This window comes from Methanosaeta sp. UBA458 (genome assembly GCF_002496085.1).
Classification (GTDB): Archaea; Halobacteriota; Methanosarcinia; order Methanotrichales; family Methanotrichaceae; genus Methanothrix; species Methanothrix soehngenii.
Map to the genome: position 1 here is coordinate 1 of NZ_DAIK01000040.1, position 13,136 is coordinate 13,136.

Here is a 13,136-nt window from a genome sequence, read left to right on the forward strand (position 1 = left end):
TCAGGCCGGAGTAGCTTACGTACAGAGTCTACAATACGATCTCCATCATATCATGCCCTAGCGGCCATTTCTTTAGAGCCTCCTCATGGGGCGGATACAGATGGCTCAGATGGGTGAGGATCAGCCTCTTAGTTCCCAGCCTCTCCGCCAGCTCCATGGCTTCGTCTGCGGTCATGTGCTTGCTAATAGTATAGCCCGGCGGGGTTATGGCATCGGCCAGCATCAGGTCAGCGTCCCTCATCAGCTCCAGGCTCTCTTCAGGGAGCTCCATCTTGGTGTCACTGGTAATGACCACTACCTTGCTTCCATTGTCTATCCGCACCCCCACGGTCTCAATGGGGGGGTGGTTGACATTGAAGAGGGTGAACTGCATTCCTGCTATCTCGAAGGGCTGGCCGGCTATGACATCATGACGCACTGGGGCCAGGAAGTAGAGGTAATTGAGTATGTAGTCCATAGTATTCTTCAGAGCATAGACGTCCACGTGGCTCTGCACCCGATGGAAGTCTCCGAAGCCCGCATAATGATCATAATGGGCATGGGTCCAGATCACCCCGTCCACGCTCGCTATATCCTTTTTCAAGAGCTGCCATCGCAGGTCAGGGCTCGAGTCCACCAGCACCCGGCCGTCCTCCTCGTCCGACTCCAGCAGGATTGAAAACCTCATCCTTCGGCTGCGCCCTCCCCGGAGGGCATCCATGCAGGCTGGACACTTGCAGCCGATCTTGGGAGTGCCAATGGCGTCGCCTGTGCCCAGGAGGGTGACCTTCATGCCTCAATGCTCCGTTTGTAGTCCGATATCCTCTGGCGGAAGTCATCTATGGAGTTCAGGAGGTCCTGATGGCATAGCTCCTTTCTGTTCTCCAGTAGTGCATTGAGCACCGCCTCTCTGATCACAAGCCGCAGATCTGAGCCCGAGTAGCCATCGGTCATCTTTGCCAGCGTTGTGGTATCCACATTGGCATTGATGGGCTCCAGTATCTTGTCTAAGATCCTCTTTCTCGTCTCCTGGTCGGGCAGGGGGAAGTTTAGCACCTTGTCAAACCTTCTCCAGGCGGCATAATCCAGCAGCTGGGGGTGGTTTGTGGCCGCAAGAAGGAGGACGCCGTGCTCGACCAGGTTGATCTCGTCTATGGCCTTTAGCAGAGTGTTGACCGCTCTTTTCATGGCACCGTGCTCGTCTGAGGTTCTGGTCTTGGCCACGAAATCGAACTCATCGATGAGAAGGATGCAGGGGCTGAGCCTCTTGGCAAGCTCGAATACCTTGTCTATGTTCTTGGATGTCTCCCCCAGGTACTGGCTGGTGATCATGGAGAGGCGGACCTCTACAATTGGGAGAGAAAACCAGCTGGAGAGCGCCCGGGCAGTGGAGGTTTTTCCCGTTCCCGGCGGGCCGACGAATAGTAGCTTGCCGATCTCGAACAGGCCTATCTGGCGCAGGTATTCTCTGTTCTCCAGCGCCTTTCCCGTCTTTTCGATCTCCGTCTTCTGATCATCGGTCAGGATCAAACCGGAGATGCTGTCTCTTACATCCTCTGGCGCTTTGATGTAAGCCAGCTTGAGAAGCTCATCTGCCTCCTTTTGGTCCTTGCACAGCTCTTTTATGCGGGCGTCGATCCACTCGCGGTCTGCAGAAAGTGGCTTGTTGCCGTTCTTGGCCTCGGAGTAGCTTACCCCCATGGAGTCATAGTTCTCATAAAAGTAGGCAAGAGCGGGATTGGATCTGATCCTGGCAAGATCCTTCTGATTGGCAAACCACTTCGCGGCCACATCGAATACCGTGAGCCTTAGCTGCGAACCGAACTCCTCGAAGGATACAAAAGTAAGATCCTTGATGGCCGCTTTGACGTTATCTATGCCGTAGATCTTCTGAACATCGCTGCTGGTTACGTAAATCGGCCGCTTTACGCTCTTGGTATTCGCATCGAAATAATGCTTGCGAATATTGGGTGGCAGGTCGTCCTCAGTCAGGTTCTCCTTGCGGTTGTATATGTCTGCGGTTAAAAGCAGCTCTGCAACCTCAATTGCTCCGCACTTATCTAGATCATTCTCTGAGCCCATCTATTTAACTCCCCGGAACTGAACTAAAGCAGTGGACCATAAAATGAGATAAAGCTTTCTGTGGTCTGGCCGCAGAATGGGCCGGACAGGATGCGCCATATGCCCACTGGCCGCAGATCTCGCGATCCTTCGCCAGAAGAAAATCCTGGGCAAGTGATTGCTCCTGGACCGGCCTTAAGCCAAACGTACAATGCCTGCCTTCTCGCAGGGTGGCAGCGTTGGCGCCTTTTCTTCATCGAGCCCGGATGCAATTCTCATGCTCTACTCGTCGAGTTTTGCATTACAGGTAGCGCCAAGCCCCGAAAATACAGCCAATAGCAGCACGTCTCCCTTATAATTCCATAGGTCGAATCCGAAGCCATCAACTGTGTCTGCCGACTTTTTGTAATCTTTCTCATCCAGAAGACTGATTGCCAGCTTCCTCATGCAATCGTTTCGATCTTTCACATAAAGTATATTTGGCTCTACGCTGAATTATGTGGGTGAGGTCCGGCAGAGAATATAGCCTCTGTTCCTCTGTGACTCTGTGGTTGGGTCAGAGAATAGCAGCTCACAACTGAGGCTAAGCTCATGTCTACGGAGATGGAAGGACGGGCTCTGGACGGCAATTCTGGACTGTTGCGGCAGCAACAAGAGAATCTTTTTGTGGATATAGTCGTGAAAAATCTCAATGTTCCGCCCAGGGCAATATATAAACTATTAATATAAATTAATTAGATCATGGACATAAGGCCTGGAAATGAACATAATGTATAATTCTGACCGACATCCTTATAGCTTCGTCATTGCTACGTGCTACCACATGCCATATTGGTCCCTTAACGATCTAAGGGGCTGTCTGCGCAATCAGGAAATGCAAAAGCTGAAAGGTTCGCTGCATTAGCTCTGCAGCGAGCAAATAGGCTATAACAATGAGGTTGGTGTTATGCATGCTAGGCATTGAGGATCCTTGGATCTGGGGCGTTTATATTCTCTGTATTCTTAGCGCGCTTTTATGCGTGATCTACGGCACCATTAAATGGAATAAGGGCGGTGAGGAGGAGGCAGGGGAGATCTCCGAGGAAGCCGCCTGGGAATTGGAGGAGGAAGAGATGCAAGAGAAAGAGCTGGGGCTGTGATCGGATGAATCTACTTTTATTCAACGTCATCATATTAATATACCTTCTGGTCACTCTCTATCTCGGCTATCGTGGATGGAAGGGCACAAAGGACACAGAGGGTTATCTTGTCGCAGGAAGGAAGGCCCATCCTTATATCATGGCCATGAGCTATGGTGCCACATTCATCAGCACCTCGGCTATAGTCGGATTCGGCGGAAATGCAGGGCTTTTCGGCATGGGTTTGCTCTGGCTCACGTTTTTCAACATATTTGTTGGCATTTTCATAGCCTTCGTCTTTTATGGCAAGAGGACCAGAAAGATAGGCCACAACCTCAATGCTATGACCTTCCCAGAGCTATTAGGAAAGAGATTCGACAGCAGATTCGTTCAGTACTTCAGCGGCGTGGTGATCTTTCTTGGAATGCCTCTCTATGCGGCGGTGGTCTTGATAGGAGCAGCGCGTTTCATGGAGACCACCTTAGCCATAGACTTCCATGTGGCTCTGTTGATATATTCTGTCATCATCGCCGCCTATGTTATCTGGGGAGGGCTTCGTGGGGTCATGTATACCGATGCCTTTCAGGGTACCATTATGTTCTTTGGCATGGCTTTTCTCCTTTTCATGACCTATGCTCATCTGGGAGGAATAACCGTCGCTCATCAGGCACTTACAAACATGGCCCATCTCGTCCCAGAGAATCTCGCTTTGATGGGCCATACTGGATGGACGGAAATGCCAACTCTCGGCAGCACCTGGTGGTGGACGCTGGTCTCCACCATAGTTTTAGGGGTGGGAATAGGGGTTTTAGCCATGCCGCAGCTCGCAGTCCGGTTCATGACAGTCAAGTCCAGCAGGGAGCTGCACCGGGGAACCCTGATCGGTGGGGTATTCATTCTTTTCATGACCGGTGTCGCCTTCACAGTAGGGGCCCTCTCCAATGTCTTCTTTTTTAACACCCAGGGTGACATAGCCATCACTGTAGCCAAGGGCAATGCCGACAGCATAATTCCTATCTACATCAATGCCGCAATGCCGGAGTGGTTCGTCTACCTCTTCATGCTCACCCTCCTGGCAGCAGCGATGTCCACATCAAGCTCTCAGTTTCATACTCAGGGAAGCGCCATTGGTAGGGATATTTACGAGACGATCAGCCATAAGAAGGGCGGAAGCTCAATAATGGTCACCAGGGCAGGTATAATAGTTGCCATGGTAATTGCCGTCACCCTCGGCTATATCCTTCCAGATAACATCATCGCCCGGGGCACAGCTATCTTCTTCGGCCTTTGCGCATCCGCATTCCTTCCTATGTATACCGCGGCCCTGTACTGGAAAGGAGCTACCAAAGCAGGAGCCATTGCCGGCCTGTTGACGGGAACATTTGTAACCATCTTCTGGTATCTGTTTGTCCATAAAGCGGAGGCAGTGCCTTTGGGAATAAGCAAAATGCTCCTGGGAAGAGATCTGCTGATCACACAGATGCCCTGGCCGGTGGTGGACCCGATCCTGGTCGCTTTGCCTCTGGCGATGCTCGCAACCATTGCCGTGAGCTTGATCACCAAGAGAATGGACAAAAAGCACCTAGATGAGTGCTTCAAGGGAATGAGATGATCGACAACCACCTCATCTCATTCTCCTCAGAGCTTCCAAGAGCCTCCAGCTCTGCAGTATTTAAGCCTGATTCTAGCTTAGATGTTATAGAAAAGCAGGCAGAAGACCTCTCTCCTTTAGGGAATGAATGCCGCAAGTACTGCTGTTAAGCTCAAAAACTATATATCATATAACAGCTTAACTATATCTATGTCTATGCTTAAGGCATATAAATTTAGGATCTATCCAACCAAGTCCCAAAGGACAAAGATGGAGCGGACTCTAGATCTATGCCGATGGACATATAACGAAACTTTGGAAATCCGCAAGACCGCCTGGGAGGACGAAGGTAAGTCTCTGAGCAAGTACGAAACAAATAACTTGCTTCCGGAATGGAAAGAAAACAAACCGGAGCTTAAAGAGGTCTTTTCCCAGGTTCTCCAGAATGTCCATGAGCGTGTGGACCTGGCGCTCAAAGCCTTCTTCAGGCGTGTCAAGGCCGGGGAGAAGCCTGGATATCCCCGTTTCAAGGGCATAGGTCGATATGACTCTTTCACCTATCCTCAGAAAGGATTCAAGGTCGATTCTGGAAAGTTGTATCTTTCCAAGATCGGGGAGATCAAGATCAAGCTCCACCGGCCCATAGAAGGCAAGATCAAACGGCTAACTGTTCGCCGGTCAGCAACTGGGAAATGGTATGCGTGTTTCTCAGTAGATCTGGAAGATCTGCCCAAACCACCCTGGAAAGACGGCTCTCTGGTGGGCGTAGATGTCGGTTTAGAGTCCTTTGCCACCCTCTCCAACGGCGTGAAGATAGCTAACCCTCGATTCTTCCGAGAAGAAGAGCACGAGTTAGCCAGAGTTCAGAGAAAACTATCTAAAGCTCCTAAAGGCACGCCAGAGCGCAAGAAAGCCCTTAAGGTTGTTGAGCGAGTCCATGAGCGAATAGCAAATAAGCGATACGAATTTGCCCATCGGATCAGCAACCAGTTAGTCAATCGATATGGCCTAATCGCATTTGAAGATCTCAATATAAAAGGCATGATGCATAACCACAACCTAGCCAAAAGCATTGGAGATGTGGCTTGGAATATGCTTGTGACTCTGACCTCGTACAAGGCTGCAAGTGCTGGTTCGATGGTAGTCCTGGTAGATCCAAGAAATACGTCAAAGATGTGTTCTAGATGTGGCATTCTGGTTCAAAAAGATCTATCTGAGCGAGTCCATAATTGCACTCAATGCGGGCTTTCGATGGATAGAGACTGGAACGCGGCAATCAACATACTCAGATTGGGACTACAATCTGTCGGTATTCAATCCGTCCAAGCCCGTCCCCTTTCGAGGGCGGGAGTAGTCACTGGCTAGATCAAGACCTCTTCAAGCGGTCTTCGGGGGGTCAATTCGTTGGCGGGCCCAACAACATCCAGGCAGAAGATCTGCTGAACAAAGGGGCTATTTAGTGCCTCTGATTTCTCTCCTAGCAGTCCATTCACCTCTGATTCCGTCTCCACAGCCTGCAGTGCCTGGTTCATGGGCTGGAGGCTTAAGTTAGCAGAAGAGCTCAGAAGTCGGATTCGCTCGAATAGCTGCCCGGCCCTCACTTGAGATTCTGGATCATTCATTTGGCTCGTGATAAAGCCCAGATACAGAGAGCTATTGATGATCTCGGAGTCTTTTTCTATCTGACCAGGAACGCTATCCAGGAAGGCTACCTTTATCTGATCGATCTTGGCCTCAACTCCAGTTGGTCCCATAGCTCCCCGGGATATCCAGTGGCCCAGCTCGCTTTTGAATTCGATATCGGAGTAGAGGACCTGATCGGCATTCAATGTCAGATTGAGAAATCTACTCCTAATGTCTGGATCATCTATCAGAAAAACGCGAATATCCTGATCGGTGCTTATGGATTCAATATTAGCAAGATCGATTTGATTTGCAGTCTGCGGCACGGAATCCTGTTCTCGGAGGACCTCATTTGTTTTTGAGGGGGAGCTTTTCTCAAGAGAGGTGATGGCAGAGAATAGCTGGGGATCCATTGGGGCCTGGGCATTGGGCTGCAATGATACTCTGGCTATGATGCTCTCCTCCCCGGGGACGTAGCTTATAGTGTGGTTGTAGCCGAAGTGATCTGCTGCTATGATCAGGTTCTCCAGTGCGTTGCCAATGCTGATATGCATCTCCCTTTTATTGCCATCGGCAGCCTCAAGCCACCTGGATTCGTCGGCCATGACCATAATCGATCCATCAGATACATTAAACCTCCAGGGCTGGGTATTATAGATGGAAGGAGCGAGTATGGCATAGTTTAGCAGGAAGGTCATCTTCTCCTCTGAGCTTCCATTGCGAGGAAAGTCGTTCTCCATGATATTCCAGACCTCAAAGGATCCTTTGGGCTGCCAGACAATACCTGGCAGCAGCATTCCCGCTATCAAGAACAGGCTTATCAATAACACTTTAGCTGCAGACATTCCCATTTTCAAGCCCTCATTAACTAAATTCTCATTTCAGGCCATTATGAGGCCAGAGAAAATATAGCCTACGGTAGGATATAGCCTGTGATAGGAATGAAAAACCGAAAACCGGGGTATATTTAGCAATTATAGCCTAACCAAAGGATTCTAATTATCCGGGCTTGCCCCAAACTGCTATTGAATAGCAAAAGGGTCGAACATGGCAACTGTGGATATTGCAGTGCTGCTACCAAGAGCGCCCGCTCTTAAAATTTCGCAGTCCTTGCCAATACATTTCCTTCATTGAGCCATTCTCCTCAATGCCACATCTCAATATCTCAGTATTGCCTAAATGGCATTCATTTTCCTGCGCCCTGATTTCATTATCTCTATGTTTTTATGCAGGTCGTATTCGAGTTCACAGCTCTCTATCACTGAGATCTTTCGATCTATCTCCTCTGCCTCCGCCATGCATAGCTCTAATTGCTTTAACAGTGCCGACCTGCGTTTGAGCAAAGTGGTTTTTTGGTGTGAAAGATCATCTAACACAGACACTTTCATCCTCCTCCATTTCAATGCATCTCACCTGCCATCTATAACTATTAATTATTAAGTATAAGCATAAAAGGATTTCGGTCTCAGAACCAGAGCTCTATCACGGCAATTACAAATAATCTCTCATCTAAAACTGACATTACTCTTTAGCTGGCGCCGCTTAATTCCCTGAGAGGCGGTTTTCATGCTTGCCGGGACTCATAACGGGGGTCACCGATCAGCAATCTAGATCAGCATGACTAATAAGTATGAATAATAATCATCTCTGATCAGCGTAGTCGCTCAGTGCGCAACCAGGGGTGGCAGAGAAACCTCATCCATAGAATATCATGCCAATCTCGAAAAGATATTCATAAACTGCTGGGGAATACTTTATCTATTGCAGGACTATAATTCCCTCTATCCTGCATCTAAATCGGAAAAATTTTATTCATCCATAACGGCGAGGCGATCAATTATTCGGGGGAGATAGAGATGGTATACCCAAGCAAATATAGCGCAATTAACCTACTACCTGAGCTTGATCTTGATAAAGAGAAATGGAGCCAAATACCCAGTGAAGAGTCCATCGCATCAACCATAAAAGCCATCGAAAAGAGAGGCGTGAGAGTGGTGAGATTGCCAGATGGCAATCAGGCTTTGGCCAAGATCAAAGAGTTGATTCCTCCCGGCTCGGAGGTTATGAATGGTTCCTCGACCACCCTCATCGAGATTGGTTTTCAGGAGCTTATGGATAGCGGCGAGCACGAATGGAAGGATATGAAGCTGATGGTGACCGGGGAGAACGATGCTCAGAAAAGAGCCAAGATCAGGCGAAAGACCGTTACCTCCGATTATTTCCTGTCCGGAGTGAATGCCATAGCCATGACCGGGGAGCTAGTGGGCTGTGATGCCACCGGAAGCAGAGTAGGCGCGTGGCCCTACGGCGCCGGGAACCTGCTGCTGGTAGCGGGAACGAATAAGATCGTCCCCTCATTGGATGACGCTCTGCGCCGCATAAGAGAGTACACCTTCCCCTTGGAGGATCTTCGCTCCCGGAATGTATATGGCGTTCCGAGCAAGATTGGAAAATGCGTCATCCTTGCCAATGAGTCCCAGCCTGGCAGGGTCACGCTTCTATTGATAGACGAAAGCCTTGGATACTGATTTGTTATAGAAAAAAATAAGGGGCAATATACTGGCCAAGCAATCATGCCCGGCCAGCCGATCGAGCCCCTCGATTGCTAAACAATCGTTCAATTTTTAACGCAGCTGGAAAGCCAGGTAGATGGTGGCCATGCCTCCCACAATTGCCAGCACTGCTAAGAGATAGATCAAAATGGCGATACCAACAAATGGAGAGCCGATGATCAGCAGCCCAAATATCATGCTCAAGGCTCCCATGATGGCTGCACCCCATCCTTCCCTCATTGCCCAGAATAGGCTCAGCGCTCCGAAACAAATAGCCAGTATTCCCACCACAATAACAAGCGTCTCTGGCACTAATATGGCACTCCAGTATGGATGGCCTATGACCACCATTCCCGCAATGATTCCCAGGATGCCGCTCAGAGCTCTCCACATCCAGTCAGTCTTGTCCATGAGGATTGTGGCCAGGGTTAATAGGCCGACGAAAATCCAGTACCATCCCAAGACCTGAACCAGATATATCGTGGTCATTATCGGATAAAGGATCAAATAGATTCCGATAATGAGTGCAGCCAGTCCTTGCAGCAGAATCAACCACCAAGGAACGAGATTCCCTTTAGACATGAATTCCTGCCTCCTTTACTGCAAATCGTGTCTATATCGAAAATAATTGGACTAGTTAGAAATATAGGTTATTGATATATAAGCATTTTCTACTCTTCTTTTTAAAAAGAAAGAGCGCTTGATAGACCGCCTGCCCCTCTCACTTCGTCGAGACGATCTTTATCACGTCCCCGTCCTTAAGCTCGTGTTTTTCCCCGAGGCGCATCTTGGTCCGGGCATCGATGGCAAATAGGAAGCTCTCGCCTATATCCGAATGCACCCGGAAGGCAAGGTCCCGGGCGGTGCTCCCCCGCTTCATCAGGAAGGCGTCAGGCAGTATCACTCCTTTGCGGTCGGTGAACTTGTTCTCATCCTCCACCGGATAGAGGACGATGTAGTCCAAAAGCTCGAAGATCGCTCGGTTAATGCACTCCTGCACCCCGGTTCCGCCGTATTGCTTCATTAAAGCTCTGATCTTCTCCAGCCCCGTCTTCTGGGCAGGATTGAGATCGCCTTTGATCTGGAAGTCTGGGTCCCCTGGCCGGTAGCTGATCAGTCCCGCCTTCTCTGCCATACGAAGAGCGATCTCCGCTGCTCCACTGACCGGTATCACCACCTCCTCTTTCAGAGCCAGAAGCTTTTTCACGTTCTCCGGGGGGGCAACATCCATCTTATTGGCTGCCAGGATCATGGGCTTGCTGTAGCTGCGCAAGAGAATGGCGAACATCTTCACATCCTCTGCATTCCAGCTTCCCAGGTCCTTTTTCATCTCGGTCAGAGCGCGGCGAATCTGGCTGTCAGAAACTCCCGCTCCCGCCATCTGCTCGATTAAGACCTGATCCGGCTTGCCGCCCAATGCCCGGAAGTTCCTCATCAATTTTTCCCAGTTGCGGTTTAGGATGCCGTTGAGCCACATGCTGATCTCGTATTCCAGGAATTTTACGTCGGAAACCGGATCGTAGTTGCCCGTACCTACCGGGTTTCCTTCGGCATCCGTGCCGCCCGAAGCATCGAGCACATGAATCACCGCCTCCGCCACTCGCAGAGCATCCAAAAATTCGTTCCCAAGGCCCTTGCCCAGGTGAGCGTCCGGCACCAGGCCGGCAACGTCGATCAGCTCGATGGCGATGAACCGCACCCCGTCCTTGCATCTTCCGCAACCCTTCTCAATCCCCAGATCCTTGCAGGGGCAGGGGACGCGCACATAAGAGACGCCATGGTTGGCGTCGATCGTGGTAAAGGGATAGTTGGCTATATCCACCTCTACCAGGGTCGCAGCCTTGAAAAAGGTGGATTTGCCAGAATTCGGCTTTCCAGCCAGCCCGACAGAGAGCATATCAGGTCAGAGTTCCCGCTCAGCGAGAGATGTTCTTGACATTCATCTCGACGGACTTGGCCTCAAACCGGGCTGCCTTATTCCCGGCGAGCTTGCCAGCAAGAGCCAGCCCCTTCTCCGAGACAGCCTTCTCCTGCAGGACACCTGCAGCAAGGGCATCAGAGTAGAGCTTCTCTCCCTTGTCCGTGCGGGTGAGAACGGTCGACCAGCCATCACCCGATCCCACGCTGCCCACGGAGATGTCCGCCAGTTCGCTGGCAAAGTCGAAGCATGGACCGCATCCCTTGAAGTTATACTGGTCCGTCTCCTCCAGCTTCACCTCATCGACCTTGCCCTGTTTATCTATCACCCTGAACATACCCTTCTTGATCTCAAACCGGGCCACATTCTTGGGATCCAGGCCGAACCTGCCCTTCACCAGGCCGTTCATGAGCAGATCGTAGTCGAAGTTCTCCATACAGAACAGGCCAACGAGCAGAGCGATCTTCTCCTGGCCGATCTGATAGGGCTCTTCCAGCAGCTGAACCTTTCTGAGGCCCTGGATCTGGCAGGGAGTTCCTACAAATCCGATCTTTTCGAATCCCATGTTTAGGGCTTCAGCCAATGAATTTACGCTATTGTTTATGGTGTACTTGGTGCCAGCGGCAGCCCTGATCTCATCGGCGGTGGTAACAACCCGAGATACCGTCCTCCACTCATCATCCTTGTCGGTGACGATGGCACAATCGATCATCCCCGACTCCAGCGCAAAAACAAGCAGAGCAGTGGCCACGCCGCCATCCTGGGCTAAACCCTTGCGGGAGACAGCCTGAGCGGATATGGCCTTCTTGTATATGCCCAGCTTTTCCTCGGGATTACGAGTCCTCCCCAAGAGCTTGGACTCCATCTGGCCCATATCCAGGATGTTTCTGGGACAGTAGGTGAAGCACAGGCCGCAGTGGGGATCGTACATCACCAGCTCTGGCTTGTCCTCCACATGCTCAATCCTGGGGCAGAGGGCCTCGCATGTGCCACAGCGACAGCATACATCCGATTTTATGACCTTATACTCCAGCTCTCCGAAACCACATTCCAGGTAAGTGGGCTCTGCAATCTTCTCCTTAGCAGCCATGATCATGATCTCCAAAAGTTAGAGGGCTAAATCACCTCCCGACCTAAAGCTTTTATGGTTCGAATGAGGTTTGAGCGTAGATGATCCTGGGTCTGGATATTGGGGGGGCGAACACCAAAGCGGCGAGTGCGGACAGCAAGTATGCCAAAAGCGTTTATCTTCCCCTCTGGAAGAACTCGCCCCTGGAGAAGGTCTTAAAGAGGATCAATGCCGAGCAGAAGCCGGAGGCAGTAGCTGTGGTCATCACTGGCGAGCTGGCAGACTGCTTCTCCTCCAAAAGGGAGGGAGTGGAAAGCATCATGGCCGTGGCATGCCGTGCCTTCTCCTGTCCGGTCTATTTCTGGGGCCATGATGGATTTGCCCGAAACGACATCATAAATCCGACTAACTCGACCGGCATAATTGATATGATCAACACGACCGATATTCTGCATGTCGCCGCAGCCAACTGGTCCGCTTCGGCTGCGCTTCTTGCTCGCGAGATAGGTGATTGCCTCTTTGTGGACATGGGCAGCACCACCACAGACCTGATTCCCATTAGGGCTAGGCCCCTGGCAGCGAAGACCGATTTCCTCCGCCTGGCCAGAGGAGAGCTGGTCTATATGGGCCTCCTGCGCACCGGTCTTGCCTGCATTCTGCCCGTGGCCAGGATCAGAGGCCATTATGTGCCGCTTGCCCCAGAGCTTTTCGCCATCATCGCTGATGCTCGTCTTGTTTTGGGCCATATAGATCTGGATCGGTATGCCTGCGATACTGCAGACGGAAAAGACAAGGGCCGACATTCTTCCCTCCGCCGGCTGGCGCGCTCCGTCTGTGCCGACCTGGAGGAGATAGGGGAATGCGGAGCTTTGGCCATAGCGGAGCAGGCCTGCACAGAGCAGAAGAAAGCTCTTGTTGCGGCCATGGAGAGGCAGGCAGAAAGGCATGGCCTGGAAAGGGTGGCAGCAGCGGGAATTGGAGAATGGTTGATTGCCGAGGCGGCCAATACGCTGGGCATGGAGTGCATTCTGCTCTCTGAATTGTATGGCAGCAGGATATCGGATGTCTTCCCTGCTTATGCAGCCGCGAGGCTACTGGAGACATATCCCGTCTATCTTCAGGGATGATATATGAGATTTGCCACCGTCCTCTATTTTTTAAAATATAAATTAATTTAATATTTAAGATCCTTTTCAGTCTCTATTTCTTTTATAATTCCCATCAA

The 13,136-nt window shown here is 50.8% G+C and carries 13 protein-coding genes; 5 read left to right on the forward strand and 8 right to left on the reverse strand.

Annotation, left to right across the window (positions count from 1 at the left end; translation table 11 throughout):
* Positions 1–28 precede the first annotated feature (28 nt).
* The 3 genes from BP822_RS02365 to BP822_RS02375 form a co-directional block, all read right to left on the reverse strand.
* A complete protein-coding gene (locus BP822_RS02365; protein WP_276836467.1) occupies positions 29–772 on the reverse strand; it encodes an MBL fold metallo-hydrolase in 744 nt (247 codons plus the stop codon).
* Entirely contained in the window at positions 769–2,061 is a 1,293-nt protein-coding gene (locus BP822_RS02370; RefSeq protein WP_286877635.1) for an AAA family ATPase, read from the reverse strand. The genes BP822_RS02365 and BP822_RS02370 overlap by 4 nt, the downstream gene beginning before the upstream one ends.
* A gap of 261 nt (positions 2,062–2,322) precedes the next feature.
* Complete coding sequence (locus BP822_RS02375) at positions 2,323–2,487, reverse strand: hypothetical protein (RefSeq protein WP_157863772.1); 165 nt, start codon at positions 2,485–2,487, stop codon at positions 2,323–2,325.
* Between the two features lie 503 nt (positions 2,488–2,990).
* Here BP822_RS02375 and BP822_RS02380 point away from each other — a divergent pair.
* The 3 genes from BP822_RS02380 to BP822_RS02390 all read left to right on the forward strand — a co-directional run bounded on the left by BP822_RS02380 (position 2,991) and on the right by BP822_RS02390 (position 6,114).
* Positions 2,991–3,179: a symporter small accessory protein gene (locus tag BP822_RS02380; RefSeq protein ID WP_048132311.1), complete on the forward strand. Its 189-nt coding sequence runs from the start codon at positions 2,991–2,993 to the stop codon at positions 3,177–3,179.
* A gap of 4 nt (positions 3,180–3,183) precedes the next feature.
* Entirely contained in the window at positions 3,184–4,770 is a 1,587-nt protein-coding gene (locus BP822_RS02385) for a sodium:solute symporter family protein (protein ID WP_013719825.1), read from the forward strand.
* 195 nt (positions 4,771–4,965) lie between these two features.
* On the forward strand, positions 4,966–6,114 hold the full coding sequence (locus tag BP822_RS02390) for an RNA-guided endonuclease InsQ/TnpB family protein (RefSeq protein ID WP_048133163.1): 1,149 nt from the start codon (positions 4,966–4,968) through the stop codon (positions 6,112–6,114).
* On the opposite strand, the gene BP822_RS02395 is transcribed toward BP822_RS02390, so the two are convergent.
* Positions 6,111–7,223 (reverse strand): hypothetical protein, encoded by a 1,113-nt coding sequence (locus BP822_RS02395; protein ID WP_273271946.1) that lies wholly within the window; start codon positions 7,221–7,223, stop codon positions 6,111–6,113. The genes BP822_RS02390 and BP822_RS02395 overlap by 4 nt on opposite strands.
* 324 nt (positions 7,224–7,547) lie before the next feature.
* Positions 7,548–7,760, reverse strand: coding sequence for a hypothetical protein (locus BP822_RS02400; protein WP_286877636.1), 213 nt, complete (start codon positions 7,758–7,760; stop codon positions 7,548–7,550).
* A gap of 468 nt (positions 7,761–8,228) precedes the next feature.
* On the opposite strand from BP822_RS02400, the gene BP822_RS02405 reads away from it, so the two are divergent.
* Entirely contained in the window at positions 8,229–8,900 is a 672-nt protein-coding gene (locus BP822_RS02405; protein WP_013719828.1) for a lactate utilization protein, read from the forward strand.
* A gap of 96 nt (positions 8,901–8,996) precedes the next feature.
* On the opposite strand, the gene BP822_RS02410 is transcribed toward BP822_RS02405, so the two are convergent.
* The 3 genes from BP822_RS02410 to BP822_RS02420 form a co-directional block, all read right to left on the reverse strand.
* Positions 8,997–9,506, reverse strand: coding sequence for an HdeD family acid-resistance protein (locus BP822_RS02410; protein WP_013719829.1), 510 nt, complete (start codon positions 9,504–9,506; stop codon positions 8,997–8,999).
* A gap of 139 nt (positions 9,507–9,645) precedes the next feature.
* Entirely contained in the window at positions 9,646–10,821 is a 1,176-nt protein-coding gene (locus BP822_RS02415) for a redox-regulated ATPase YchF (protein ID WP_273278325.1), read from the reverse strand.
* Positions 10,822–10,840: 19 nt separating this feature from the next.
* On the reverse strand, positions 10,841–11,932 hold the full coding sequence (locus BP822_RS02420) for a Coenzyme F420 hydrogenase/dehydrogenase, beta subunit C-terminal domain (RefSeq protein ID WP_273278326.1): 1,092 nt from the start codon (positions 11,930–11,932) through the stop codon (positions 10,841–10,843).
* An 80-nt stretch (positions 11,933–12,012) separates the two neighbouring features.
* On the opposite strand from BP822_RS02420, the gene BP822_RS02425 reads away from it, so the two are divergent.
* On the forward strand, positions 12,013–13,038 hold the full coding sequence (locus BP822_RS02425; protein ID WP_273272042.1) for a hydantoinase/oxoprolinase family protein: 1,026 nt from the start codon (positions 12,013–12,015) through the stop codon (positions 13,036–13,038).
* The last annotated feature ends 98 nt before the right edge of the window (positions 13,039–13,136 follow it).

Excerpts from the sequence above, each read along its gene's own strand:
- BP822_RS02365 (WP_276836467.1), bottom strand. The coding sequence starts at position 772 with ATGAAGGTCACCCTCCTGGGCACAGGCGACGCCATTGGCACTCCCAAG.
- BP822_RS02370 (WP_286877635.1), bottom strand. The coding sequence starts at position 2,061 with ATGGGCTCAGAGAATGATCTAGATAAGTGCGGAGCAATTGAGGTTGCA.
- BP822_RS02375 (WP_157863772.1), bottom strand. The coding sequence starts at position 2,487 with ATGAGGAAGCTGGCAATCAGTCTTCTGGATGAGAAAGATTACAAAAAG.
- BP822_RS02380 (WP_048132311.1), top strand. The coding sequence starts at position 2,991 with ATGCTAGGCATTGAGGATCCTTGGATCTGGGGCGTTTATATTCTCTGT.
- BP822_RS02385 (WP_013719825.1), top strand. The coding sequence starts at position 3,184 with ATGAATCTACTTTTATTCAACGTCATCATATTAATATACCTTCTGGTC.
- BP822_RS02390 (WP_048133163.1), top strand. The coding sequence starts at position 4,966 with ATGCTTAAGGCATATAAATTTAGGATCTATCCAACCAAGTCCCAAAGG.
- BP822_RS02395 (WP_273271946.1), bottom strand. The coding sequence starts at position 7,223 with ATGGGAATGTCTGCAGCTAAAGTGTTATTGATAAGCCTGTTCTTGATA.
- BP822_RS02400 (WP_286877636.1), bottom strand. The coding sequence starts at position 7,760 with ATGAAAGTGTCTGTGTTAGATGATCTTTCACACCAAAAAACCACTTTG.
- BP822_RS02405 (WP_013719828.1), top strand. The coding sequence starts at position 8,229 with ATGGTATACCCAAGCAAATATAGCGCAATTAACCTACTACCTGAGCTT.
- BP822_RS02410 (WP_013719829.1), bottom strand. The coding sequence starts at position 9,506 with ATGTCTAAAGGGAATCTCGTTCCTTGGTGGTTGATTCTGCTGCAAGGA.
- BP822_RS02415 (WP_273278325.1), bottom strand. The coding sequence starts at position 10,821 with ATGCTCTCTGTCGGGCTGGCTGGAAAGCCGAATTCTGGCAAATCCACC.
- BP822_RS02420 (WP_273278326.1), bottom strand. The coding sequence starts at position 11,932 with ATGGCTGCTAAGGAGAAGATTGCAGAGCCCACTTACCTGGAATGTGGT.
- BP822_RS02425 (WP_273272042.1), top strand. The coding sequence starts at position 12,013 with ATGATCCTGGGTCTGGATATTGGGGGGGCGAACACCAAAGCGGCGAGT.